Here is a 25,459-nt window from a genome sequence, read left to right as displayed (position 1 = left end):
CATAAGTCATGGCCGGAATCGCGCTACGGGTGCATCTGGGGCACAAGCAACTTGCGGCCAAACGCCTCAAATCCGCGTCATGACCGGCTTTGCCGTTGGAAAGGCAGCCCGGTTCCAGTATTTGGACCATTATGTTCTTGTGGATCATCCTCGCCGTCCTGACCGCCGCCGTCGCGGCCGTCCTGCTCGTCACCCTGGCGCGCGGCGCCAAATCCGAGATTCCCGATCGCGCCGGAGAGATCGCCGTCTATAGAGACCAGATGGCCGAACTCGAGCGCGATCGCGAGCAGGGCCTGATCTCTGCGGAAGAGGCCGAGTATGCCAAGGCCGAGATCGGCCGCCGGCTGTTGTCGGCTGCCGGCGAGGCGGACAGCCAGAGCGAAGCTCCCGCCGGCCGTACCGGCTTGACCGCAACAGGCGTAGCGGTGACCCTTCTCGTCCCCGCTGTCGGACTGTCCCTCTACCTGTTGCTCGGTAATCCGCAGCTCCCGGACCAGCCGCTTGCCGCCCGACTTGAAAATCCCGGCCAGAACATGGCCTTGCTGGTCGCCAAGGCCGAGCGGCACCTGGCCGATAACCCGAACGACGGTGCGGGCTGGGACCTGCTGGCGCCGATCTACTTCAAGGCCATGCGGCTGGGCGATGCGGAACTCGCATTCCGCAATGCCATGCGGCTGCTCGGGACCAATCCGGAGCGGCTTGACGGGCTGGGGGAAACCCTCGTTGCCGCCAATGACGGCATCGTCACCGAGGATGCGCGGCTCGCCTTCGAGGAAAGCCTGCGCCTTCAGCCGGACAATCCCCGCGCCCGCTTCTATGTCGGTCTCGGCCTGGAGCAGGCCGGCCGCCGCGACGAGGCACGCGCGGCCTTCGAGGCGATTGCCAAGGCTTCGCCGCCCGACGCGCCGTGGATGGACCTGATCCGGCAGCATATCGCGGCGACCGGCGGTACGCCCCCGCAGGCGGCGGAAGCGACGAACGGGCCATCCGCGGACGACATGGCTGCGGCGGGCCAGATGTCCGAAGGCGATCGCCAGGACATGATCCGCGGCATGGTGGAGAGCCTCGCGGCCCGCCTGCAGGACGATCCGAACAACCTGGAAGGCTGGCTCCGACTGGTGCGCTCCTATTCCGTGCTCGGCGACAAAGAAAAGGCCGAGGAAGCGCTTAAGACCGGCCTGAAGACATTCCCGGCGGAAGGCAGCGAGGGGCAGCAACTGATTGCGCTTGCCCGCGAGGTTGGCCTGGCCGTCGAAGGAGCGACGCAATGACACGCAAACAGAAACGTCTCACCATCATCGCCGGCGGCATGAGCTTCATCCTCGCCGCGGTCCTCCTGGTCATGTTCGCCTTCAGCCAGTCGGTCGCCTATTTCTACATGCCGGCAGATCTCGCCACCACGGAAGTTTCTCCGGGCACGCGCATCCGCCTTGGCGGCCTGGTGGCCGAGGGATCGGTCAAGCGTGGTGAGGGTTCGACCGTGAGCTTCTCGGTAACCGACGGCTCGAACACGGTGCCGGTCAGCTATACGGGCATCCTGCCCGACCTGTTCCGCGAGGGGCAGGGCGTGGTGACCGAAGGCGCGTTCGACGCTGCGACCCACTCCTTCGTTGCGGATTCGGTGCTGGCCAAGCATGATGAGAACTACATGCCGAAGGAAGTGGCCGACCGCCTGAAGGAGCAGGGGGTCTGGCAGCACGGCGGGGAGGCGGCGACGCAATGATCATCGAAGTCGGACATTATGCGCTCGTCCTTGCGCTCGCCACCGCGCTGATCGTGTCGATCCTGCCGTTGATCGGCGCGCGCCGCAACGACGCGGCGATGATGGGGCTGGCGCCGGTCGGTTCGATCCTGATGTTCCTGCTGGTGCTGTTTGCCTTCGCGGCGCTGACCTGGGCTTATGTCGTCTCGGATTTCTCTGTGAAGAACGTCTTCGAGAACTCCCATTCGATGAAACCGATGATCTACAAGTTCTCCGGCGTCTGGGGCAACCACGAAGGCTCGATGCTGCTCTGGCTGCTAATCCTGGTCTTCTTCAGCGCACTCGTCGCCTTCTTCGGCCGCAACCTCCCCGACACGCTGCATGCGAATGTGCTTGCGGTGCAGGCCTGGATTACCACCGCCTTCACGCTTTTCATCCTGCTGACCTCGAACCCATTCGCGCGCCTCAATCCCGCACCTGCCGAAGGCCAGGACCTCAACCCGATCCTCCAGGACCCGGGGCTGGCAGTGCATCCGCCGCTCCTCTATCTCGGCTATGTCGGCTTTTCCGTCTGCTTCTCCTTCGCCGTTGCGGCCCTGATCGACGGCCGTATCGATGCGGCCTGGGCGCGCTGGGTGCGTCCGTGGACGCTGGCTGCATGGACCTTCCTGACGGCCGGCATCGCGATGGGCTCCTACTGGGCCTATTACGAGCTCGGCTGGGGCGGCTGGTGGTTCTGGGACCCGGTCGAAAACGCCTCCTTCATGCCCTGGCTCGCCGGGACCGCACTCCTCCACTCAGCGCTCGTGATGGAGAAGCGCGAGGCGCTGAAGATCTGGACCGTGCTGCTGGCCATCATGACCTTCTCGCTGTCGCTGCTCGGCACCTTCCTCGTCCGTTCCGGCGTGCTGACCTCCGTCCATGCCTTCGCCACCGACCCTTCGCGCGGCATCTTCATCCTGGCAATCCTCATGCTGTTCATCGGCGGCGCCTTTGCGCTCTTTGCCTGGCGGGCGCCGATGCTGAAGTCGGGAGGCCTGTTTGCGCCTATCTCCCGCGAAGGTTCGCTCGTCCTCAACAACCTGATCCTGACGGTTGCCACGGCGACGGTCCTGATCGGAACGCTCTATCCGCTGGTTCTGGAAACGCTGACCGGGGAGAAGATCTCGGTCGGAGCGCCTTTCTTCAACATGACCTTCGGGCTGCTGATGATCCCGCTGCTGATCGCCGTTCCCTTCGGGCCGATGCTCGCCTGGAAGCGGGGCGACCTGCTCGCCGCGCTGCAGCGCCTCTACGTTGTCGCCGGACTGGCGCTGGTGGCGGGCCTGACCCTCTACTACATCGAGAACGGCGGCCCGGTGATGGCTGTCTTCGGCCTCGCCATCGCCTTCTGGGGCATGTTCGGGGCGCTCGCTGATCTGTGGCACAGGGCGAATTTCGGCAAGCTTCCGTTCAACGTCGCATGGCGTCGGCTGGTCGGCCTGCCGCGGTCAGCTTTCGGGACGGCGCTGGCGCATTTCGGCCTCGGCGTGACCGTCCTAGGCATCGTCATGGTGACGACCTACGAAACGGAAACGGTTGTCGAGATGAAGCAGGGGATGACGGCGGAAGCCGGCGGCTACTCGCTTGTCTTCGACGGCATGCGCGAGGCGGTCGGTCCGAACTATACCGAGGAACAGGGACACTTCACCATCAGCCAAGGAGGCGTGGTGGTGGCAGATACGTGGTCGTCGAAGCGGCTCTACACCGCAAGGCGCATGCCGACGACGGAAGCCGGTATCGTCACCTTCGGATTCAGCCAGCTCTACGTCTCGCTGGGCGACCCGATCGCCGGTGGCGGCATGGTGGTGCGCATCTGGTGGAAGCCCTTCATCCTCTGCATCTGGGGTGGATCGCTGATCATGATGATCGGCGGCTTCGTCTCGCTCTCCGACCGGCGGCTGCGGGTGGGCGCCCCGACACGCCGCGCCCGTGCCGTCCGCCCGGCGATGGAGGCGGCGGAATGATCCGCAAGCTTCTCCTCGTCCTCCTCATCCTGCTCGCACCGCTTCCGGCGCTCGCGGTCAATCCCGACGAGATCCTCGCCGATCCCGTGCTCGAGGAGCGGGCGAGGAACCTCTCGGTGAACCTGCGTTGCATGGTCTGCCAGAACCAGTCGATCGACGATTCCAATGCGGAACTGGCCCGGGACCTCAGGGTCCTGGTGCGCGAACGGCTGCAGCAGGGTGACACGGACGAGGAGGTGATCGACTACGTCGTCTCCCGCTATGGCGAGTTCGTGCTGCTGAAGCCGCGTTTTTCCCTCCGCACCATGCTTCTTTGGGCCGCTCCGGCTTTGCTGCTCGGCATTGGCGCGATCGTGCTCGTGCTGATGGCCCGCGGTCGCCTTCGGGCACGCGCGCCGGCTCCTCTTTCGGCCGAGGAAGAGGCCCGTATCGACGAGCTTCTCGACAGGCGCTGAGCGGCCCCAACATTACGAAGTTTTCATCCGCCTGACACCTGCAGTTAAGGTGAGCCTTCCTATATCTCTTCGCATCCACCGCCTTCCGGGCGCCTCCCGGAACCAGACACAGTGAAGAGAAGAAGGTACTCACAATGCTCAACAGCAAATTCGGACGCCCCTCGCTGAAGACCGTGCTGAAGACCTCGACGGTCGCCGGGCTGACCGCGGTGATGCTGTCGACCGGCATCCCCGGACAGGTCATCGAGTCGTTCGCCGATCCCGTCAAGGTTCAGGCGCCACAGGCTCCCAGCTTCGCCGACGTCGTCTCCGCCGTCTCGCCGGCCGTCGTATCGGTGCGCGTCCAGTCGGAAACCCAGGCGGCCAGCGACAACAGCAATTTCTCCTTCAACTTCGGCGGCCAGGGCTTTGAGGACCTGCCGGACGATCACCCGTTGAAGCGGTTCTTCCGCGATTTCGGTGGCCCGCAGTTCCGCGGGGGTCCCGACAGCGACCGCAGCGAGCGCAACGGTCCGCGTCGCCTGCGCCCGACCTCCCAGGGCTCCGGCTTCTTCATCTCCGAGGACGGCTACCTCGTCACCAACAACCACGTCATCGCCGACGGTGCCGCCTATACGGTGGTACTGGATGACGGCACGGAACTCGACGCCAAGCTGATCGGCTCCGACAGCCGCACCGACCTTGCGGTGCTGAAGGTCGATGCCAGTCGCGAATTCACCTATGTCAACTTCGCGGACGACACGAAGGTGCGCGTCGGTGACTGGGTCGTGGCGGTCGGCAACCCGTTCGGCCTCGGCGGTTCTGTGACGGCGGGCATCATCTCGGCCCGCGGACGTGACATCGGCTCCGGTCCCTATGACGACTACATCCAGATCGATGCGGCCGTGAACCGCGGCAATTCCGGCGGTCCTGCCTTCAATCTCGAGGGTGAGGTCATCGGCATCAATACGGCGATCTTCTCGCCTTCGGGCGGCAATGTCGGCATCGCCTTCGCCATTCCCGCTTCGGTTGCCCGCGACGTGGTGACGGAGCTGATGAAGGACGGCAAGGTCGAGCGTGGCTGGCTCGGGGTGCAGATCCAGCCGGTCAACAAGGACATCGCCGAATCGCTTGGTCTCTCTGAGGCGCAGGGTGCCCTCGTCGTTGCCCCGCAGGAAGGTTCGCCTGGCCAGAAGGCCGGCATCAAGGAAGGCGACGTGATCACCGCCCTCAATGGCGATCCGATCAAGGATGCTCGTGACCTTGCCCGCAAGGTTGCCGCCATGAATCCGAACGCGAAGGTCGATATTGCCATCTGGCGTGACGGCAAGTCCCAGAACCTCGAAGTGACACTGGGCAACCTGGCGAGCGAGCAATCCGCAAGCGCCGATACGGAGACATCGGAAGCTCCCGCTCCTTCGACGGAGCAGGCGCTTGCGAGCCTCGGCATCACGGTAGCGCCCGCCGAGGACGGCGCGGGTCTCTCGGTGGTCGAAGTCGATCCGGATTCGGAAGCGGCAGGTCGCGGCCTGCGTGCCGGCGAGAAGATCGTCTCGGTCAACAACCAGTCGGTAAAGACTGCGGGCGACATCGAGAAGGTCATCGAGCAGGCCCGCAACGATGGGCGCAGCCGCGCGCTGTTCCAGGTTGAGTCCGATCGTGGCAGCCGCTTCATCGCGCTCCCGATCAACGAAGGCTGATCTTCCCAATCGGCATCAGGAGGGGGCGCCGCCGGTCACGTCGGCGCCCCTTTTTCATTCCTCCGCCGGTCTGCAGTTGAAGGAGCGAAGATGGACGCCCCCGCCCGCCACGCCGATACCCGTGAATCCGATGGTGCAATCGGCGCTGCCGACGCTATGGTGCCGCACATGAAGATTCTGGTGATTGAAGACGACCTCGAAGCGGCCGCCTACATGACGAAGGCCTTCCGCGAGGCGGGCATCGTCGTCGACCATGCAAGTGACGGCGAGAGCGGCCTCTTCATGGGCAGCGAGAACAGCTATGACGTGATGGTCATCGACCGCATGCTGCCGCGCCGCGACGGCCTGTCGGTGATCAGCGAATTGCGCAAGCGTGGCGTCGAGACGCCGGTGCTGATCCTCTCCGCCCTCGGCCAGGTGGATGACCGGGTGACCGGCCTGAGAGCCGGTGGCGACGACTACCTGCCCAAGCCCTATGCCTTCTCCGAACTCCTGGCACGCGTGGAAGTGCTCGGCCGCCGCAAGGGCAAGCCGGAGCAGGACATGGTCTATCGCGTCGGCGACCTGGAACTCGACCGGCTGTCGCATGAGGTGAAGCGCGCCGGCAGGGATATCCTGCTGCAACCGCGCGAATTCCGGCTTCTCGAATACCTGATGAAGAATGCCGGGCAGGTGGTGACCCGCACCATGCTGCTGGAACATGTCTGGGACTATCACTTCGATCCGCAGACCAATGTGATCGACGTGCATGTGTCGCGGCTCCGCTCGAAGATCGAGAAGGACTTCGACAGGCCGCTCCTGAAGACGATCCGCGGCGCAGGCTACATGATCAAGGATGAGGCGTGAGCCCGTGCTGACCCGGCTTCGTCTCATGTTCCGTTCGACGGCCGTGCGGCTGTCGGCGCTTTACATCCTGCTTTTCGCGATCTGCGCCGCATTCCTCGTCGTCTACGTGACGGCGATGTCGGAGCGGATTCTGGCGCAGCAGACGAGGGAAAACCTGGTCCAGGAGGTGGCCGACATACAACGTTCCTACGAGCGCGGCGGACTGAACGGCATGCTGCGGCTCATGGAGCGGCGGGCGCGTCAGCCGGGCGCCAATCTCTACGTCGTCGCCGGGCCGAACGGCGAAATCCTCGCCGGCAACGTCGCCTCGCTGCAGCCGGGGGTGCTCGACGAGCAGGGCTGGACCCGCTTTCCCTTCGCCTACAAGCCCTTCTCCGAAGCGGGCGCGGAGCGCGAGCACATGGCAATCGCCAATGTCGTGGTGATGGAGAACGGCCTGCGGGTGATGGTCGGCCGGGATCTCGGCGAACCGGGCCGGTTCCGCGGCATTGTCCGCCGCGCGCTGATGCTGGCGCTGACGATCATGGGGATCGGTGCGCTTTTCATCTGGTTCGGGATCGGCCGCAATGCGCTGAAGCGGATCGACCGCATGTCGGCGGCAAGCCAGAAGATCATGGCCGGCGATCTTTCGCAGCGTTTGCCGGTCGGCCGCTCGGGCGATGAATTCGATCGGCTGTCGGAATCGCTGAACGCGATGCTGGGCCGCATCGAGAAGCTGAACGAGGGCTTGCGGCAGGTCTCCGACAATATCGCCCACGACCTCAAGACGCCGCTGACGAGACTGCGCAACAAGGCGGCGGATGCCCTGGGAGACGAGGAACCGGAAAGCCGCCGCGTGGCATTGGAAGGCATCATAGCGGAATCCGACCAGTTGATCCGAACCTTCAACGCACTGCTGATGATCTCCCGCGTCGAGGCGGGATCGATCGCCGCCGAGATGAGCGAGGTGGACCTGTCCGCCATCTCCGCAGACAGCTGCGAACTCTACGAGCCCGTCGCCGAAGAAGCGGGCCTGAAGCTGGAAACCGCTATCGAACCGGGCGTGAGGGTCAAGGGAAATCGGGAACTGATCGGCCAGGCGATCTTCAACCTGCTCGACAATGCCATCAAGTATGGTGGCGAGGGGAAGGCGGCAGGCGAGATCCGGCTGGTGCTGAGGCTCGAGGATGGCTCGCCGCGGCTTTCGGTCTGCGACAGCGGCCCCGGCGTGCCGGAGGACAAGCGCCATGAGGTGACGAAGCGCTTCGTACGCCTCGACGCCAGCCGATCGAAACCCGGCACAGGGCTCGGGCTTTCGCTGGTGGAGGCGGTGATGGACCTGCATGGCGGATCGCTCAGGCTCTCTGCGACCCATCCTGAGAGGGAGAATGCGCCGGGGTTGACGGCCACCATGGTATTCCCTCCCTTCAGGCCCTAAGAAGAGGGTCGTCGAGGGAGGACGCCGTGGGAGAGACTGCAACTTATCTGAAGGACGTCGCCGCAGAGGTCATCCGGCCGCAGAGCCAGACCGAGGCGAAGACCGTCACGTCGCAATTGAAGGACCTTGCGAAGCAGGAGGCGGCGCTGGCGGAGATAATTGCCAGTGATGGCGCGCTGAAAGCGTTCCTCGTCGCGGCACTCTCACTCTCGCCCTATCTTCGTGAGGCCGCATCGGTCTCCCCGCATCTGCTGACGACTGCGGTGACGGAGCCTCTGGAGCCGACGCTGGAGCGGCTGGTTGCGGAAGCTCGCGACTGCTGGAAGCCGAGGGAGGGCAGGGTCCCGTCTGAAGCGGAGGTGATGACGGCACTTCGGACGCTGAAGCGGAGCGTCTCCTTCCTGGTGGCGCTGGCGGATCTCGCCAGGCTCTTCACCGCCCGCGACACGACCCGCTGGCTGACGCTCCTGGCGGATGCAGCGGTGGCGGCCGCGATCGACCACCTGCTGCTCGGCGGCCACGAGAGCGGCAAGCTGGCCTTGAAGGACCCAAAGCATCCGAGCGCGGGTTCCGGGTTGATCGTGCTCGGCATGGGCAAGCTCGGCGGCTACGAGCTCAACTATTCCTCCGATATCGACCTCGTCATCTTCTTCGACCCGGAAAGCGGCATCCTGCCGGACCCGCTGGACGGTTCGGAAATCTATGCCCGAATGATGCGCCGGCTGGTGCGCATCCTGCAGGAGCGCACCGCCGACGGTTATGTCTTCCGCACCGATCTTCGCCTGCGCCCCGACCCGGGCTCGACGCCCCTTGCCGTGCCGGTGGAGGCAGGGCTGCTCTACTATGAGAGCCGCGGCCAGAACTGGGAACGCGCCGCCTTCATCAAGGCGCGCGCCATGGCGGGCGACCTGGAGGCCGGCGAATGGTTCCTGCGCCAGCTGGTGCCCTTCGTCTTCCGCAAATATCTCGACTATGCGGCGATTGCCGATATCCATTCCATCAAGCGCCAGATCCACGTCCACAAGGGTCACGGCGCGATCGCCGTTAAGGGGCATGACGTCAAGCTCGGCCGCGGCGGCATTCGCGAGATCGAATTCTTCGCCCAGACCCAGCAGCTGATTGCCGGCGGCCGCATGCCGCCGCTGAGGACCCGGCAGACCGAGGTCGCGCTGGAGATGCTGGCGGAGGCGAACTGGATCACCCCGGCAATCGCTGCCGAACTGACCGAAGCCTACTGGTTCCTGCGCGACGTCGAGCATCGCATCCAGATGGTGCGCGACGAGCAGGCGCACCGCCTGCCGGATAGCGAGGCAGAGCTGAAGCGCATCGCCTACATGCTGGGCTTTGCCGATACGGCGGCCTTCTCGGCAAGGCTGGAGACGGTGCTGCGGACGGTCGAGAAGCGCTATGCGCGGCTGTTCGAGCAGGAAACCAAGCTCTCTGGCGTCGAGGGAAATCTCGTCTTCACCGGCCAGCAGGACGATCCGGAGACGCTGAAGACGCTTGCCTCGCTCGGCTTCGAGCGGCCCGCGGACATCTCCCGCGTCATCCGCACCTGGCATTATGGCCGTTATCGCGCCACCCAATCGGTGGAGGCGCGCGAGCGGCTGACGGAGCTGACACCGGATCTCCTGAAGGCGTTCGGGGAAAGCAGCCGCGCCGACGAGGCGCTGCTTCGCTTCGACAGCTTCCTCTCCGGCCTGCCCGCCGGCATCCAGCTCTTTTCCCTGATCGGCAACAATCCGGCGCTGCTCTCGCTGATCGTCACCGTCATGTCCTCGGCGCCGCGGCTGGCGGACATCATCTCGTCGCGCCCGCATGTCTTCGACGGCATGCTCGATCCCGGCCTGATGGCGGAACTGCCGACGCGAGAATATCTTTCCGAACGCCTGCGCACCTTTTTGACGGCAGCCCGCCACTACGAGGAACAGCTGGACCGGCTGCGGATATTCGCGGCCGAGCAGCGCTTCCTGATCGGCATCCGCCTGCTCACCGGGGCGATTGACGGCATTCAGGCGGGGCGGACCTTCACCGATCTCGCCGACCTGCTGATCGAGCAGGCGCTGCTTGCTGTGGAGCGCGAGATCGAGGCGGCGCATGGCCGCTATCCGGGCGGCCGGGTGGCGCTGATGGGCATGGGCAAGCTCGGCAGCTTCGAGCTGACGGCAGCCTCCGACGTCGACCTGATCCTGCTCTACGACTACGACGACGAGGCCGGGGAATCCGACGGAGCAAAGCCGCTCGACAGCAGCCGGTACTTCACACGTCTCACACAGCGCCTGATCGCGGCGCTCTCGGCACCCATGGCCGAGGGCGTGCTCTTCGAGGTGGACATGCGGCTGAGGCCGTCCGGCAACAAGGGACCGGTCGCAACCCGTATCCGGACCTTCCGGAAGTATCAGCAGGAGGAAGCCTGGACCTGGGAGCACATGGCGCTCACCCGGGCCCGCATGGTTTGCGGCGATCGCGGACTGGTGGACGAAGCCTGCGCTGTCGTCGCCGAAACGCTCTCGCGGCAACGTGACGAACAGAAGATCGCGACGGATGTGCGCGAAATGCGCGACCTGATCGAACAGGAAAAGCCGCCGCGCGACATCTGGGACCTGAAGCTGATCCCCGGCGGGCTCATCGATATCGAATTCATCGCCCAGTACCTGCGGCTGGTTGCACCGGCTCGCGGGTTGACGATCGACACCAACGGGATGAGCACGATGCAGGCGCTGGAGGCACTCGGCAACGAGATGCTGCCGCCCGACGACCTGGCGACGGTACGAGAGGCGCTTCGCCTCTTTACCGAACTCTCGCAGATCATCCGGCTCTGCATCGACGGGCCATTCTCCCCAAAGGAGGCGCCTGCCGGACTGGTGGAGCGGGTTTCGAGGGCAGGGAACTGCCCCGATATCCGGACGCTGGAGGGAGAGGTGAAGCGGCTGTCGAAGGCGGTTCGCGGGATCTTCCGCAAGCTCGTCAGCTGATCGCCGGGCGGGGGACTGCGAAAGTCGCGCATTCCGGAACGCTGAGCGACACCACCGTGCCCTTGCCGACGCAGGATCGGATCCGCATGCTGCCGCCGTGCAGGGCGACCAGGGAGCGGGAGATCGCCAGCCCCAGCCCCGAACCGCCCTTGCTCTTGGCATACTGGCTCTGCACCTGCTCGAAGGGCTGGCCGATCTTTGCAAGTGCCGTCTTCGGGATGCCGATGCCGGTATCGGCGATCGTCAGCAGGAAGCCGGATTCGGAACGGCGGGCTCTCACGATGATCCTGCCGCCCTCGTCGGTGAATTTCACCGCGTTGGAGAGCAGGTTCAGCATAACCTGCTTCATGGCACGGCGATCGCCGACCATTTCAAGATCGTCCGAGAGGCACTGCTCGATCGTGATCTTCTTCTCCTGGGCGGAGATCGCGGTGAGGCGAAGGCTCTCTTCGATGAGCGGCACGAGGTCAATCGCCTCGCACTGGATCTTCATGTGGCCGGCCTCGATCTTCGACATGTCGAGGATATCGCTGATCAGGTTGAGCAAGTGCTTGCCGCTGTCATGGATGTCGCGGGCATATTCGCTGTACTTCGGCGAGCCGACCGGCCCGAACATCTCGTTGACGAGGATTTCCGAGAATCCAAGGATGGCGTTGAGCGGCGTGCGCAGCTCGTGGCTCATGTTGGCAAGGAACTCGGACTTGGCCTTGTTGGCCGCCTGGGCGCGCTCCTTCTCCGCCTGATAATTGGCATTGGCGATCGACAGCTCTTCCTTCTGCTTCTCCAGCTTCTTCTGCGAGGCAGAAAGGTCGCCGACCGTCGCCATCAGGCGGCGTTCGGAATCGCGCAAACGGTCCTGCTGGCGCTTCATGAGGGTGATGTCGGTGCCGACCGAGACCATGCCACCGTCGCGGGTACGACGCTCGTTGATCTGCAGCCAGCGATCGTCGGCAAGCTGAACTTCCGTCGTGCGCGACAGCCCGTTCTGGTCCGCATCGGCAATTCGCCGCTCGATCACCGGTCGCGCTGCGGCGGCCTTGACGACGGAGCGTTCGGTGCCGGGAACCAGCACCTTGTCCGGAAGCCCGTAGGCCTGCTGGAAGTGGGCATTGCACATCACCAGCCGGTCGTTCTTGTCCCAAAGCACGAAGGCCTCCGAGGTGCATTCGATGGCATCGGCCAGCCGCTGGTCGGCCTCCGCATAACGCTGTGCCAGCCGGTGCTGTTCGGTCACGTCCATGGCAATGCCGATCACATGGGTGCGGCCGGCGGCGGTCCGCACCACCTGCGCGCGGGCGCGCATCCAGACATAGTGGCCGGCGGCATGGCGCATGCGGAAGATCTGGTCGACCTGCTTGGCATTGCCGCGGCTGATGGCGCGTGCGAGCGCATAGAGATTGCCGTCGGTCGGATGCATCATCCGCGCCGCATCCGCAAAGGACATGACATTGCCAGCGGGCGGATAGCCGAGCATTTCATACATGGAACCGGACCAGAACAGCCGGCGGTTGGCGACGTCGAAATCCCACAGACCACAGCGCCCGCGCGACAGCGCGGTCTCGATGCGCAGATTGGCCTCGAGGAAGGTCTCGTCCGCCTCCCGCGCGCGCTTCACCTGCATGTAATAGGCATAGAGGATGACCAGCAGGATCACGGAGATGCAGGTGAACAGTGTCACGTTGAGCGACACTTCGTGCCGCCAGAAATACTGTATCGGAGCAAGCGAACGGGCCACGACGATGAGCGCGCCATTGTCGCCAAGCGGCTGGATCGCCGCATAGTGTGCGTCCTCGCCTATGGTGGTCTCGATCAGGCCTGATCCGACGAACCGGCGCTGGGCCGCGGTTTCTGGAAGAAGTGACGTCAGCTGGCGCCCGACATAGGAGCCGGCGGCAATACCGCCGAAAATCTTACCGGAGGGATCGACCAGGAGAAGGAAGGCGTCGGGATGAAGACGGTCGGCGGGCAGGAATTTCGCCAGCTGCGCCTCGGCAGCCGCGCGGTCGCCGGCGCTCAGCGCGGCGTCGTGTCCGGCAAAGGCCGCGACGGCAGTAGCGGCAACCAGTGCCGTTGCGTCCCGCGCCCCTTCCTGAAGCCGCTCGTATTCGGAGACCAGGCCGAGGCTGCGCGAGGTTGCGACCACCGCCAGGAAGGCGAGGATGAGGAGCGGGATAGAGCGCTTCAGGACCAGTTCGACGCGCGGCATCTGACGCGATATCGGCGTCACCGTCAGGTTGGGCCGGCCCGAGAAGAGCCGGGATGCCCCATCACGCCCCGGAATCTTGAGACGCAACCATCCATCGCCGGCGGTGTCCCGCCGCACGTCCGCCATCGTTTTCATAAGTCCCCTCATGGAAATCCGGCGCGCCGCTCGCCCGAATCTGACCTAATGAATCACGAGTGATTCGCCGTGTCCAGAGGTTGTTTAAGACATTTTTAAATCTTGGATTCGGCCGGATTCTCCGGCAGAATCAGAGGTTGTAGAGGGGAGAGGTTCAACCCTTCAGCATGCGGTCAACGATGTCGCGGACATCGCTGGAAAGCTGGACGCTGCGGTCGATTGTCAAGAGAGCCGCCCGGGCGTGGTCGGCCCGCACTGGCTCCAGGGACCGCCATGAACGCATGGATGTGAGGAGGCGAGCCGCGAGCTGCGGGTTCTTCGGGTCGATTGCGAGGATCCGCTCCGCCAGGAACCGGTAGCCCTCGCCATCGGCCCGGTTGAATCCGGTCGGGTTGGAGAACGCGAAGCTGCCGACGAGCGCGCGCACGCGGTTCGGATTGCTGGCGACGAAGTGACGATTTTCCATCAGCGCCTTTACCCGATCGAGCGCGCCGGCGCCCGGTATGGTCGCCTGCACCGAAAGCCACTTGTCGATGACGAGCGGGTTGTCGTCGAAGCGCGTCACGAATGCGCCAAGCGCGGCGTCGGCCTCCTCAGCGTCTGGGAAACGGTGGGCCAGCACGGACAATGCCTGCACGAGATCCGTCATGTTGTCGGCCGATGCGAAGGCCTCGGCTGCCCGGACCGGCGACTGTTCGGCATAGGTCAGGTAGCCGAGTGCGCTGTTGCGAAGCGCGCGTCTGCCGGCGCTCGCAGAGTCGGGGCTGAAGCCGGCACCGTTCTCCATCGTGTCGAAGAGGTGCTGGAACACCGGTCTTCCGGCCTCGGCGACTGCGGTCAGGACGGTGGTGCGAGCCGTATGGATGGCGTCCGGATCATTGTTGCTGCCGAGTTCGCGGGCGATATCCGCCTCGCTCGGCAGCGCCAGGACCTGGGCCCTGAAGGCAGGCTCCAGCGCGTCGTTTCCGACAATCTCGATCAGCGCGGATATAACGGCCGGCGGGCAGGTGACCGTGCCGCCGTCGCGAACATCGCGGGCACCCTCCATGAGTACGGGGAGGATCAGGTCGTTCAGCGCCTGCCAGCGGGCGAAGAGATCGCTGTCGTGGCGTGCGATATGGACCAGATCATCGTTACTGCGGTCGAGATGCAGGTTGATCGGCGCCGAGAAGCCACGGTTGAGCGACAGGACCGGCCGCGAGGAGATGCCCGAAAAGGTGAAGGTCTGCTTGCGTTCGGTCAGGTGCAGTACGTCGCCGGTCACTTCACCGCCTGCCACGGCGGTGGGCGCGGCGGTGGACCCGTTGTCGAGGATCAGCGCGAAGGAGAGCGGAATGTGCATCGGCTCCTTGGCGGATTGGCCCGGTGTTGCCGGGATCATCTGCTCGAGCGACAGCGTGAACGTGGCGGCCGCGGGGTCATAGGCGCCCGAGGCGGAGACCATGGGCGTGCCCGCCTGGTGGTACCAGAGCGAGAACTGCGACAGGTCGCGGCCGTTGGCGTCCTCGAAGCACTTGACGAAGTCTTCCACGGTGGCCGCGTCGCCATCGTGGCGCTCGAAATAGAGATCCATGCCCTTCTTGAAGCCTTCCGCTCCGAGAAGCGTGGCGATCATGCGGGTGACTTCCGAGCCCTTCTCGTAGACTGTCGTCGTGTAGAAGTTGTTGATCTCGCGATACTTGGTCGGCCGCACCGGATGGGCGAGCGGTCCCGCATCCTCCGGGAACTGCTCCGATTTCAGGTGCCGCACCTCGGCTATGCGCTTGACTGCGCGCGAGCGCATGTCGGCCGAGAACTCATGGTCCCGGTAGACCGTCAGGCCCTCCTTCAGGCACAGCTGGAACCAGTCGCGGCAGGTGATGCGGTTGCCGGTCCAGTTGTGGAAGTACTCGTGGGCGATGATCGCCTCGATATTGGCATAGTCCTGGTCGGTGGCCGTCTCCGGATCGGCAAGCACGTACTTGTCGTTGAAGACGTTGAGACCCTTGTTCTCCATCGCTCCCATGTTGAAGTCGGAGACGGCGACGATCATGAAGATGTCGAGGTCGTATTCTCGGCCGAAGCGCTCCTCATCCCACTTCATCGAGCGCTTCAGCGCATCCATGGCATAGGCGGCGCGAGGCTCCTTGCCGTGCTCCACATAGATCTTCAGCGCCACGTCGCGCCCCGACATGGTGGTGAACGTGTCTTCGACAACACCGAGATCACCGGCGACCAGCGCGAAGAGGTAGGAGGGCTTCGGATGCGGATCGAACCAGGCGGCGAAGTGCCGGCCTTCGTCATAGTTGCCGCCGCCGAGGAAATTGCCGTTCGAGAGCAGCAGCGGGTTCGCGGCCTTGTCGGCAATGATGGTGATCGTATAGGGCGCCAGCACATCCGGGCGGTCGGGGAAATAGGTGATGCGGCGGAAGCCTTCAGCCTCGCACTGCGTGCAATAGACGCCGTTCGTCCGATAAAGCCCCATCAACTGGGTATTGGCTTCGGGATTGATGAAGGTGGTGACGGTGATCTCGAAGGGCACTGCTTCCGGCAGGTTCCGGATCGTCAGGCTCTGCGGCGTGACATCGTACTGACCTGCCGGAACCTCATTCTGGTCCAGAAGCAGGCCCGAAAGCGTCAGCTCGTCGCCATCGAGCACCAGAGGCGCGCCCGGATCGGCGCCATCGCGGCGATGGAAGATCAGCCTGGCATCGACCTTTGTGCTGGTCGGGTCGAGTTCGAAGGTGAGGTCGACGCGTTCCAGGACGAAATCGGTCGGGCGGTAGTTGGCAAGTTCAACCGTCTTGGTATCGGATGTACCCATAAGTACAGGGTTCCTATGCGTGCTTGAAAAACGAGAGGCCTGCGCCGCAGGCCTGCGAACGCGACCGAACCTGAACCAGCCCATAACCAGCCTCACCGCTAAAGGATTCCGCCGCGCGGTTCGGTAGGTCTGCAGAATAGGGCAAGCGCGGGTCCTTCGGTGAGCGAGACGGCGCCACGATATCAATGGGTTGCTAACACGATCCTAACGGCTGCAGCTTCTTTGAAGTGCAAGCGTGCCGAGACGAAGTCTATCCGGAAATGGTCGTGAGGATTTTCTCTACCACCGGAAGGTTCCGGCAGCACTTGAGGTGGGGGACCAACTACGCTCGGCAGCTGGAATGAACCCGCCGCCAGACGCCTCGTCTGGGGGCGGGTGAAATCTATTCGTATCAATCGCAGGCTTCCTGCGCCGCGGTGGCAGCGGCAGTTTTCTCGCCTTCCTGCTGGGCGGCGACATCTTGCCCGGACGTGGCGAGAGAGCTGCTTTCTCCCATCGGCATGTCCTTGCCGTCCTTTGCCGCCGTTTCCGGAAGAGCTTCTTTGCTGGTAGTCGTCGTACCGGTCGAAGATTCCGTCTTCACCTGGCCGGCATCGCCCTCCAGGGGTGCATGGGTTCCGTCCTTTGCAATGCCCGCTTGCTGCTCCGTGCTGACCGAGCCGGTCGTTTCCGGGCAGTCGGCGAAGCTGGGGCTGTGGGTGGCAGCTATCAAAGCGATAGTTGCCGGCATCAAGACAATCATTTTCATGGCTCATCCTCCTTTGCCGACTGACGAACATCGAGGAAGAGGCCTTTGTTCCTTGTTCCCGGCGACCGCAGCGACTCGGGCAGTGTTCGTGCCACCTTCCGATCGGTCGGAGACAGATGCGTCGCAGGGGCTGAGGCTTTACTGGGAGCGGCGTAAGCACCCATCAGCAACATTGATGGGAATTCGGCATTATTCGCTTTGATCTCAGCCGTACTCCGATAGTTTCGGTTGCACCCGCCACCATGTCCCCGTCGAGTTTGCAATGCCCGAGAATGCCAGATGACCGTTGATGCGGGCAATTCCCTGCGCGGGATCATGTTCAAGATCATTTCCGTAGCGATCTTCGTGCTGATGCAGACCTGCATCAAGGCTGCCGGAAGTGGCGTCCCGGCCGGGCAGATCACCTTCTACCGTTCCGCCTTCGCGCTGATTCCGATCATCGCCTACCTTGCCTGGCGACGCGACCTGCGCACCGCCGTCCATACGGATCAGCCCTTCGGGCACTTCAAGCGCGGCCTGTTCGGCGTCATGTCCATGGTCTTCGGCTTTTACGGTCTTGTCCACCTGCCGCTGCCGGAGGCGATCGCGATCGGCTATGCCTCGCCGCTGATGGCGGTGGTCTTCGCGGCACTGCTTCTGGGTGAGCAGGTGCGGCTTTACCGCTGGAGCGCCGTGGTTGCCGGTATGGTGGGCGTGCTGATCGTGTCCTGGCCGAAGCTGACGCTGTTCAGCGAGGGCGGTTTCGGCTCCACGCAGGCGCTCGGTGCGGCGGCAGTGCTGGCGGGCGCGGTCCTGAGCGGACTTGCCATGGTGCAGGTGCGCCAATTGGTGAAGACGGAGCGGACGCCGACCATCGTCTTCTATTTCTCGCTGTCAGGCGCGCTGCTGTCGCTGCTGAGCCTGCCCTTCGGCTGGACGGCGCTGACGGGGGAACAGGCAATGCTGCTGATCGGGGCCGGCATCTGCGGCGGGATCGCCCAGATCTTCCTGACCGAGAGCTACAGGCATGCGGACGTGTCGGCGGTGGCGCCGTTCGAATACACGTCCTTCATCCTGGGGATTGCCATCGCCTTCGTCATCTTCGACGACGTGCCGACGGCACCGATGATCATCGGTACGGCAATCACGGTGGCGGCCGGGATCTTCATCGTCTACCGGGAGCGGCGGCTCGGGCTGGAGCGCAAGGCGGCGCGCAAGGCTTCGGCGCCGCCCGGCTGATCGCCGGTTAAAGCGGGATGTAGGCCGTCGCCGTATTGGCAGGGCGCGCGTCGCCGCGGCGGACGGCACCGGCATGGCGGTACTCGCGGGCGGCTCTGACGGCGGTGCTGATGCCCTCGACCGTTTCGCGCAACGCGCGGATAGGGTGAAGCTGGCTCATGATCCTGGGTCCTTCCTCGGCTCGGTTCAGCGCTCGCGGAAATCCGTGAAGATTGCGGACTGCCGAGTGATCTTGTCCATCCGGCCGATGGCGCGCGCCGTCAGCTGCTCGTTGGTGGCGGAGCCGAAGCGATGGTAGCCTTGCGAAGAGCGCTGCGGCATGCCGGCAGCGCGGAGGCTTTCGAAGCCGGAATGGATGGGGCGGGCACGAGTCATCATTGCCTTGGTTCCTAAATCTGTGGTTCCTCCCAAGACAATCCCAATATTGCGGTGCAGCATCGATTCGGCAATGCGACATAAAGGAGCGCTGCCATGCGCAAATTGCATGGCAGATTTCATAATCCGTTAACATTGATTATTCCCGCGGCATCAGCCGCGCGTGATCGCCTGCGAAAACATGAGCAGGTCGCGCCATGCGAGCGCCTTCGTGGCCGGGGCGCCCAAGAGGTCCTGCGGATGCAGCGTTGCCAGTGCGCGGACGGAGCGGCCGCCGACCGTCACCTCCCGCCATTCGCCCCGCAGGCTGTGGATCGTGCCCGTTTCCCCGAAGAAGAAGCGGGCAGGAAAATTCCCGAGCAGCAGTAGGTGATCGGGTTCGGCCAAGGCGATCTGACGGTCGATGAAGGGCTTGCAGATCGCGGTTTCGGCAGGCGAGGGCATGCGGTTGCCCGGCGGGCGCCACGGAATGATGTTGGTGAGCAGCACCGCCTCCCGCGACAGTCCGATGGCTGCCAGCATCCGGTCGAGCAACTGGCCCGTACGGCCGGAAAAGGGCAGGCCATCGCGATCATCGTCGGCATTCGGCATGGGGCCGATGACCATGATCCGCGTGGCGGGGTCGCCGCTGGCGAAGACGGTGGAACGGGCGCCGTTCTTCAGGTTGCAGCTGTCGAAGCTCTCGATCGCCGCCTTCAGGTCTGCAAGCGAGGAAGCACTTTCCGCTGCCCGCTGCGCGGCGGCTACCGCATCGACGTTCGGCATGGCGACGGGTGGCGGATTGAGCGGCTGGGTCGCTGCGGCAGCGCGTGCTGGCTGTTGCCGGTCGGCCCGTTGCTGGGGAGCGAGCTGCGAAGCGCTGGTCTGCTCGTGGGCCACCTTCTGCGCCGCAAATTCCGCAACGCGGTCAATCGGCGCATCCTCCAGCAGCCATTCCACGCCGCTATCTGCATAGAAATGCAGAAGTGCGGAGAGTTCCTGTGGCTGGAGGTCTTTCGCCTGGATCATAAGACCACTCTAGCGAAGCGGAAGGGGCGGGGGAAGCATCAAGCGGCCCACCGTGCCATCTCGCCGCTCTCTCCGATCAGCGCCAGGCCGTGGGCGATCGACAGAAGCTCGCCGCCGCTTTCGATACGGCCTGCATCGAAACGCCGGTTGAAGATGTCGCGCACGGCCGGCACGAAGGAGGTGCCGCCGGTGAGGAAGACCTTGTCGATGGCCGCAGGCGCCGTGTTTGTCTCGACCAGGACCTGGTCGAGGGCAGCCTCGATGCGGGACAGGTCGTCGGCGATCCAGCTCTCGAAGTCGCGGCGCCGGACGGTCTTGCGGCCGGCCTTGCCGAGGGGCGCAAAGCTAAATTCCGCCTCTTCCGTCCCCGACAGCGCTATCTTCGTCGCCGACACCGCCTGGTAGAGCGGATAGCCCTCGTCATGCTCGACGAGATCGATGAAGAGTTCGAGCTTTTCCGGTTCCAGTGCCGAGCGGACCAGCGATTGCAGGTCGCCAAACTCCTTCGATCCCTTGAAGATCGACAACTGGTTCCAGCGCGAGAAGCTCGTGTAGTAGTTGCTCGGCACGTCGAGCACCTTGTCGAAGCTCCTGAACTGGCTGCCCTTGCCGATCTCCGGCGCGACGAGGTGTTCGATCATGCGCGCGTCGAACTGGTCGCCGGCAATGCCGACGCCGGAATGGCCGATCGGGGTGGCGGAGAGCCTGCCTGCATGGCGCTCGAAGCGGATCAGCGAATAGTCGGTCGTGCCGCCGCCGAAATCCGCCACCAGGACATTGGCGTCCTTCTGCAGGTTCTGCGCGAAGTAATGGGCCGCCGCGACCGGCTCGTAGACGTAGGCGATCTCCGGAAAGCCCAGCCGCGTCAGCGCCGTGTTATAGCGCTCGAGTGCCAGATCCGCGTCGGCGCTGGCGCCGGCGAACTGCACCGGACGGCCGACGACGATGCCCGAGACCTCTGCCGGCCAGGCCTCGCCCGCATAGGCGGAAAGCCGCCGCAGGAAGATCTCCATCAGATCCTCGAACTGGTGGCGGCGCGCGAAGATCAGCGTGCCCTGGAAGAGCGGGCTTGCCGCAAAGGTCTTGATCGACTGCAGGAAGCGGCAGTCGCCGGGATTGTCGATGAAGGCGCGGATCGCCGCCTGTCCCGCCTCGACCTTCAGCGCCTGCGCGCCGAGTTGCCTGTCCTTCATGAAGGAGAGCGCCGTTCGCATCGTGTCGGTGGTGCCGGCACTGCTCGTGAACGGTATGGACTGCGTGGCGCCATCGCCTTCCGCCAGTGCGATGACGGTGTTGGTCGTGCCGAAATCCAGCCCCAGCGCCCGTGCCATGGCGGTGCTCCTCGTCCAGTCGTGATTATTGAACCCGGAGCATCAGCCCGGAACGCCAAAGGGCGCCTGCCGCGCCCTGGTGAAATCGAGCGCGCCTGATGGCACAGGGCGGGCGGGATGGCAAGGGAGGAGTGACTAACCCGCCGCCCTTGTCTCCGCCGCCATCTCCGCCATCCAGTCGGAAAATGCCTTCATTGCCGGGGTCGGGGTGCGGGACTTGAGGCGCGTCAGCCAGTAGCTTCCCTTGCAGACATAGACGGGGAAAGGCTGTTCCAGCGCACCGGAGGCAAGGTGGCGGGAAAACATCAGCGGCGGGGCGAGGGCGACGCCGGTGCCCTGCAGGGCCGTTTCCACCATCAGCACGGAGGAATCGAACACCGGCCCGGTGATCGGCGGGGCAGGGGCGCCGGCGGCCTCGAACCAGCCGGGCCATTCGTCGGCGCGGTAGGAGCGGAGCAGTGTTTCCCGCCCGACATCCTCCGGCTGTCTCAGACTGGCTGCGATCGCTGGTACACACAGCGCCGAGAGCGGTGCCTCGAACAGCGCTTCCGCCTCCGTATCGTGCCAGGCGCCGTTGCCGAAGCGGATCGCATAGTCGAGGCCTTCGGCGGCGATGTCGACACGGTTGTTGTTGGTGGAGAGGCGCAGGTCGATGAAGGGATGGCGGGCGCGAAAGCCGCCAAGACGCGGCAGGAGCCAGCCGACGGCGAAGGTGCCGACGGCGCCGAGCGTCAGCACCTCGCGCATGTGCCCGCCCTCGAAGCGCTCCAGCATGTCGGCCATGCGGTCGAAGCTGTCCTTCAGCGTCGGCAGGAGTGCCAAGCCTTCTTCGGTGATCATCAGCCCGCGCGGCAGGCGACGGAAGAGCGTTACCCCCAGCCGCTGTTCGAGGATCTTTACCTGATGGCTGACGGCGGCCTGCGTGACGCAGAGCTCGATCGCCGCGCGGGTGAACGAAAGATGCCGGGCGGCGGCCTCGAAGGCACGCAGCGCGTTCAGCGGAAGATGCGGCCGGACCATGCAATGCCCCAGTTTTTCTTATGGCTCCCGCCAGTTATCATCGTTTGCGGCGCTCCCGCAACGGGCCCTAGAAATGGCGCGTTCACATCGAGGGAGACATATCATGATCCTGGAAAGACGAAGCCTTCTGGCCACTGCCATCGGCGTTCTTGCCGCATTTATTGCCACAGGGCCGGCATCCGCCGCCGGTCCCATCCGCTGCACGGTGGTGGTGGACGCCGAAAGCGGCGAGGCGATCCACCGGCAGGGAGCCTGCGATGAGCGCGTCTATCCCATGTCGACCTTCAAGCTGCCCTTGGCCATGATGGGCTATGACGCCGGCATTCTGACCGACGAAAAAACGCCTCGCTGGGACTACCAGGCGAAGTTCGGCGGTCCGGCGCGGGTGAAGAAGGCCTTCGACCCGACCGGCTGGGAGCGGGAATCGATCGTCTGGTATTCCCAGGAGATCACCCGCCGTCTCGGCGAAGACCGGTTCGGCGACTACGTGAAGACCTTCGCCTATGGCAACGCGGACGTCTCCGGCGGGCCTGGGAAGCTGGACGGATTGACGGAGTCCTGGCTGATGTCGTCGCTCAAGATCTCGCCGGACGAGCAGGTGGATTTCCTCCGCCGCTTCCTGAAACGGGAACTGCCGATCTCGGATCATGCGGTGGCGATGACGCAGGCGATCACCCCGCGCTTCGAGGCGGCGGACGGCTGGGTGATCCACGGCAAGACCGGCAGCGGCCGGATGCGCTACGCAAACGGCAAGCCCAGGAGCGACCGTCCCATCGGCTGGTTCGTCGGCTGGGCGGAGAGGGAAGGGCGAGAGCTCGTGTTCGCGCGGCTTCTGGTCGATGCAAAGCCGCACGACGAACCGATCAGCTTCGTGGTACGGGATTCGCTGATCGAGGACCTGCCGGGACTGGTGGCAGATAGATAACCAGCGACGCCGGGCGATCTGCTAGGCGACGGTCGTCGCGACCATGTCCGGGTGCAGCCTGATCACCCGGATATAGGCAATGGCGAAGTCCGGAGGAGTGACGCGAGCCTGTTCCCAATCACGCAATGTGCCGACCGGGACTCGAAATCGGGTGGCGAAAGCCGACTGGGAGAGGCCAAGCTCGGTCCGCGTCTGGCGGATGAGGCGTGCTCGCTGACCCCGTTCCAATGCTTCGGCTGTAACGTCGAAGTCCTCGGGGTCGGCCGGATCAGCCGGAAGAATGATAGGCTCGGTCTTCACCTGTGTTGCTCCTTCTCACGGAGATGAAGCGAGGAACTCGGCCCGCCAGACGAAGATGCCGGTGAACAGCTTCTCCTCCACCAGCCCGATGACCTTGAAGCGCTCCTCGCCATCGACCTCCCGGATCGACGGCAGAACGAGATGGTTCATGTCCTCAAGGATCCGGTCGCCGAAGCTGTAGACAAGCCGTGCTTCTCGCGGTTGATGGCATCCTTCGTAGGGTCAAACCGTGGCGTCACGTGAGAGCCAGTATACGGAAATTCCGTATCTGCGCAAGTAAGACCCCTACCGCCGCGCCCACCACATCAGCGCCATTCCCGCCAGCGCCAGGATCGCGCCGTAGAGGATCCACGGCGACTGGTCGATCATGAAGCTCGAGGGGGTAGGGGAATATGCCGCTGCCCTGGGCCATCCAGAGGAGGCCCATGAGGATGGCGAGGGCGCCGATCACGATGCCGAGACGCTTCATGGGCGGCGTCCTCCCGCAGGACGGATCAGGATTCGCCGAGGAACTGGTCGTCGCCGAAGCCCGGCCCATGCGGCTCGTCGCGCAAGAGCTTCCACGAGCCGATCAGCACGATCAGGCCGAAGGCGACCACCAGCGAGCCGTTGATCGTCCAGACGCTGAGTTCGCTCATGAAGCCTGTCGCCGGCAATTGGATGATGCCCGTGCCGTGGCCGACCCAGGCGAGGCCGACGATGATGATCGCAAGCCCTGCCGCGACCATCCAGTTCCTGATCTTCTCCAAGCTTCCCTCCCATGGAGCAATTTGTCGCACCCACATTAGCAGAGACGAGGCCGGATTCCAGGGATTTCGCAAGGCCTTGATATTTGTCAAGTCCGCGTAGGAAACCCTGCGCGGCACTGGGGAAGCCCTAGATCGATTTGGAGGCGCCGCCATCCACCCGCAGCATCGTTCCGGTGACGTAGCTCGCCGGGACCGAGCAAAGGAAGGCCGCGGCTGCGGCGAACTCCTCCACCTTGCCCAGACGTCCTGCGGGGATCGACTTGACGGAAGCGGCGCGGATCTCCTCGATCGGCTTGCCCTGGCGCTTCGCATTGGCGCCGTCGAGCTCGTCGATGCGGTCGGTGTGGATGCGGCCCGGCAGGATCATGTTTGAGGTGACGCCATAGGAAGCGACCTCGGCCGACAGCGTCTTGTTCCAGCCGACGAGGGCTCCGCGCAGCGTGTTGGAGAGCGCCAGGTTCGGGATCGGTTCGAAGACGCCGGAGGAGGCGACCGTGAGGACGCGGCCGAAGCCCTGCGTCTTCATCAGCGGCAAGAGCGCGTTAGTCAGCGTGATGACGCGGACGACCATGGACTGGAAGAAGTTGTAAAGCTTTTCCGCATCCATCTCCTCGGCCATGCCTGGCGTCGGGCCGCCGGTGTTGTTGACGAGGATGTCGATGCCGCCGAGCTTCTCGTGGACGGCTTTCAGCATCGCATCGACGAAGTGCGCATCGGCGAGGTCCGCCTCGACCCAGTCGGCCTTGCCCTTGCCGGCGGCGTTGATGGCCTCGGCGTTGGCCTTCAGCTTGTCGCCGCTGCGGCCGCAGAGGAGCACATGCGCGCCTTCGTCTGCAAGTGCCCTGGCGATGCCGAGGCCGAGGCCGCGTGAGGAGGCGAGAACGAGCGCGCGCTTGCCGGCCAGTCCGAGATCCATGGTGATGTCCTTCCAATGCTGTGAATGCGCAGCGAACTTAGCGATGCGAGCGGGCGTCGAAAAGGCCCGGCGCTGCGAAAACGATCCAGGTCAAAGCGCAAATGTTCCCGAGGCACGATAGATGCAGGCGAAGGTTCAAAGCTGGAACCGGCGGGCATGGTGCGCGCCGTTTTCCGGCAAGGAGTGACGGGGAGGAGCTGTGGATCAGCTGGCTGATGAAGGAGGTGGCGTTGAAGGCCACCTACAATGCCATGCTGCGTGGCAAGGCTTGAGGGGAGGCGACAATGCAGGACATGCGCTTGAAACCATGCTGGCGGTCTTCCAGGAGATGTTCGGCCCGGTGCTTTTCTGGATCCTGGTGCTGGCGGCCATCGTCATCACCCTCCTTTACCTCTACGTGCTGGCGCGGGACCGGGCGCTGTCGATGCGCAAGTTCCTGATGGCGCAGCTCTCCATGCCGATCGGGGCGGTGGCCGCGGTGCTGTTTGTCCAGGCGGTCACGGACTCCCACTTCCGCGACATTGGCGGGCCGGTCGACATGATCGTGCTGCTGGGAGTTGCGGTTCTGGGGGCGGTCGGACTGGCGATCCTCGTCTACACGGCGCAATCGCTGGTGCGGCGGCACCCCTAAGGCGTAGCGCACTC

At 64.4% G+C, this 25,459-nt stretch carries 23 protein-coding genes and 1 pseudogene; 11 read left to right on the top strand and 13 right to left on the bottom strand.

The features are described 5' to 3' along the window. Window positions 1-131 precede the first annotated feature (131 nt). The 8 genes from ccmI to ACEPP2_RS16645 all read left to right on the top strand — a co-directional run bounded on the left by ccmI (window position 132) and on the right by ACEPP2_RS16645 (window position 11,080). Window positions 132-1,271 (top strand): c-type cytochrome biogenesis protein CcmI, encoded by a 1,140-nt coding sequence (ccmI, locus tag ACEPP2_RS16680; RefSeq protein ID WP_395517244.1) that lies wholly within the window; start codon window positions 132-134, stop codon window positions 1,269-1,271. Further along, window positions 1,268-1,723, top strand: a complete 456-nt coding sequence (ccmE, locus tag ACEPP2_RS16675) for a cytochrome c maturation protein CcmE (RefSeq protein ID WP_152340607.1) — start codon at window positions 1,268-1,270, stop codon at window positions 1,721-1,723. Before ccmI ends, ccmE begins: the two co-directional genes overlap by 4 nt. Next, window positions 1,720-3,708, top strand: coding sequence for a heme lyase CcmF/NrfE family subunit (locus ACEPP2_RS16670; RefSeq protein WP_395517243.1), 1,989 nt, complete (start codon window positions 1,720-1,722; stop codon window positions 3,706-3,708). The genes ccmE and ACEPP2_RS16670 overlap by 4 nt, the downstream gene beginning before the upstream one ends. Beyond that, window positions 3,705-4,163, top strand: coding sequence for a cytochrome c-type biogenesis protein (locus ACEPP2_RS16665; RefSeq protein ID WP_395517242.1), 459 nt, complete (start codon window positions 3,705-3,707; stop codon window positions 4,161-4,163). Before ACEPP2_RS16670 ends, ACEPP2_RS16665 begins: the two co-directional genes overlap by 4 nt. Window positions 4,164-4,297: 134 nt before the next feature. Next, the gene (locus ACEPP2_RS16660) at window positions 4,298-5,842 is read left to right on the top strand and encodes a Do family serine endopeptidase (protein ID WP_395517241.1); all 1,545 of its coding nucleotides are present in this window, start codon (window positions 4,298-4,300) and stop codon (window positions 5,840-5,842) included. Window positions 5,843-5,998: 156 nt separating this feature from the next. Beyond that, window positions 5,999-6,688, top strand: coding sequence for a response regulator transcription factor (locus ACEPP2_RS16655; RefSeq protein ID WP_280136233.1), 690 nt, complete (start codon window positions 5,999-6,001; stop codon window positions 6,686-6,688). Beyond that, on the top strand, window positions 6,678-8,105 hold the full coding sequence (locus ACEPP2_RS16650; protein WP_281977932.1) for a sensor histidine kinase: 1,428 nt from the start codon (window positions 6,678-6,680) through the stop codon (window positions 8,103-8,105). The genes ACEPP2_RS16655 and ACEPP2_RS16650 overlap by 11 nt, the downstream gene beginning before the upstream one ends. 26 nt (window positions 8,106-8,131) lie before the next feature. Beyond that, window positions 8,132-11,080, top strand: coding sequence for a bifunctional [glutamine synthetase] adenylyltransferase/[glutamine synthetase]-adenylyl-L-tyrosine phosphorylase (locus ACEPP2_RS16645; RefSeq protein WP_395517240.1), 2,949 nt, complete (start codon window positions 8,132-8,134; stop codon window positions 11,078-11,080). Here the strand turns inward: ACEPP2_RS16645 and ACEPP2_RS16640 are convergent. The 3 genes from ACEPP2_RS16640 to ACEPP2_RS16630 all read right to left on the bottom strand — a co-directional run bounded on the left by ACEPP2_RS16640 (window position 11,073) and on the right by ACEPP2_RS16630 (window position 16,972). Beyond that, complete coding sequence (locus ACEPP2_RS16640) at window positions 11,073-13,412, bottom strand: PAS domain-containing sensor histidine kinase (RefSeq protein ID WP_395517321.1); 2,340 nt, start codon at window positions 13,410-13,412, stop codon at window positions 11,073-11,075. The genes ACEPP2_RS16645 and ACEPP2_RS16640 overlap by 8 nt on opposite strands. A 163-nt stretch (window positions 13,413-13,575) precedes the next feature. Then, on the bottom strand, window positions 13,576-16,224 hold the full coding sequence (gene pepN, locus ACEPP2_RS16635; protein ID WP_395517239.1) for an aminopeptidase N: 2,649 nt from the start codon (window positions 16,222-16,224) through the stop codon (window positions 13,576-13,578). A 391-nt stretch (window positions 16,225-16,615) separates the two neighbouring features. Continuing rightward, the gene (locus ACEPP2_RS16630; RefSeq protein WP_281977929.1) at window positions 16,616-16,972 is read right to left on the bottom strand and encodes a hypothetical protein; all 357 of its coding nucleotides are present in this window, start codon (window positions 16,970-16,972) and stop codon (window positions 16,616-16,618) included. 279 nt (window positions 16,973-17,251) lie between these two features. On the opposite strand from ACEPP2_RS16630, the gene ACEPP2_RS16625 reads away from it, so the two are divergent. Beyond that, window positions 17,252-18,190 carry a DMT family transporter gene (locus tag ACEPP2_RS16625; protein ID WP_077547802.1) on the top strand — a complete coding sequence of 313 codons (939 nt, stop codon included), beginning with the start codon at window positions 17,252-17,254 and terminating at the stop codon, window positions 18,188-18,190. Window positions 18,191-18,197: 7 nt separating this feature from the next. On the opposite strand, the gene ACEPP2_RS16620 is transcribed toward ACEPP2_RS16625, so the two are convergent. From ACEPP2_RS16620 to ACEPP2_RS16600, 5 genes are all read right to left on the bottom strand, one after another. After that, window positions 18,198-18,350, bottom strand: a complete 153-nt coding sequence (locus ACEPP2_RS16620; RefSeq protein WP_281977927.1) for a hypothetical protein — start codon at window positions 18,348-18,350, stop codon at window positions 18,198-18,200. 26 nt (window positions 18,351-18,376) lie between these two features. Then, window positions 18,377-18,568 (bottom strand): hypothetical protein, encoded by a 192-nt coding sequence (locus tag ACEPP2_RS16615; RefSeq protein WP_077547803.1) that lies wholly within the window; start codon window positions 18,566-18,568, stop codon window positions 18,377-18,379. 150 nt (window positions 18,569-18,718) lie between these two features. Further along, window positions 18,719-19,573, bottom strand: a complete 855-nt coding sequence (locus ACEPP2_RS16610; protein WP_395517238.1) for a uracil-DNA glycosylase — start codon at window positions 19,571-19,573, stop codon at window positions 18,719-18,721. 38 nt (window positions 19,574-19,611) lie between these two features. Then, on the bottom strand, window positions 19,612-20,904 hold the full coding sequence (locus ACEPP2_RS16605; protein ID WP_395517237.1) for an Hsp70 family protein: 1,293 nt from the start codon (window positions 20,902-20,904) through the stop codon (window positions 19,612-19,614). Window positions 20,905-21,039: 135 nt separating this feature from the next. Further along, a complete protein-coding gene (locus ACEPP2_RS16600; RefSeq protein WP_395517236.1) occupies window positions 21,040-21,924 on the bottom strand; it encodes a LysR substrate-binding domain-containing protein in 885 nt (294 codons plus the stop codon). Between the two features lie 103 nt (window positions 21,925-22,027). Between ACEPP2_RS16600 and blaOXA the strand changes: the two genes are divergently transcribed. After that, entirely contained in the window at window positions 22,028-22,849 is an 822-nt protein-coding gene (blaOXA, locus tag ACEPP2_RS16595; protein ID WP_183949934.1) for a class D beta-lactamase, read from the top strand. Between the two features lie 21 nt (window positions 22,850-22,870). Here the strand turns inward: blaOXA and ACEPP2_RS16590 are convergent, their stop codons facing one another. The 5 genes and pseudogenes from ACEPP2_RS16590 to ACEPP2_RS16570 form a co-directional block, all read right to left on the bottom strand. Beyond that, window positions 22,871-23,149 carry a helix-turn-helix domain-containing protein gene (locus ACEPP2_RS16590; protein ID WP_142588810.1) on the bottom strand — a complete coding sequence of 93 codons (279 nt, stop codon included), beginning with the start codon at window positions 23,147-23,149 and terminating at the stop codon, window positions 22,871-22,873. Window positions 23,150-23,164: 15 nt separating this feature from the next. After that, window positions 23,165-23,299 carry a BrnT family toxin gene (locus ACEPP2_RS16585; protein WP_280514332.1) on the bottom strand — a complete coding sequence of 45 codons (135 nt, stop codon included), beginning with the start codon at window positions 23,297-23,299 and terminating at the stop codon, window positions 23,165-23,167. A 135-nt stretch (window positions 23,300-23,434) separates the two neighbouring features. Next, window positions 23,435-23,618, bottom strand: a pseudogene (locus tag ACEPP2_RS16580) (hypothetical protein). A gap of 25 nt (window positions 23,619-23,643) precedes the next feature. Then, window positions 23,644-23,898 (bottom strand): hypothetical protein, encoded by a 255-nt coding sequence (locus ACEPP2_RS16575; protein WP_142588811.1) that lies wholly within the window; start codon window positions 23,896-23,898, stop codon window positions 23,644-23,646. Between the two features lie 127 nt (window positions 23,899-24,025). Next, window positions 24,026-24,814: an SDR family oxidoreductase gene (locus tag ACEPP2_RS16570; RefSeq protein WP_142588812.1), complete on the bottom strand. Its 789-nt coding sequence runs from the start codon at window positions 24,812-24,814 to the stop codon at window positions 24,026-24,028. A 307-nt stretch (window positions 24,815-25,121) separates the two neighbouring features. Here ACEPP2_RS16570 and ACEPP2_RS16565 point away from each other — a divergent pair, with 307 nt between their 5' ends. Continuing rightward, window positions 25,122-25,445 (top strand): DUF5368 domain-containing protein, encoded by a 324-nt coding sequence (locus ACEPP2_RS16565; protein ID WP_142588881.1) that lies wholly within the window; start codon window positions 25,122-25,124, stop codon window positions 25,443-25,445. The last annotated feature ends 14 nt before the right edge of the window (window positions 25,446-25,459 follow it).

Source organism: Pseudorhizobium flavum (assembly GCF_044142885.1).
GTDB lineage: Bacteria > Pseudomonadota > Alphaproteobacteria > Rhizobiales > Rhizobiaceae > Neorhizobium > Neorhizobium flavum.
This window is presented reverse-complemented; position numbering and strand designations above follow the sequence as displayed.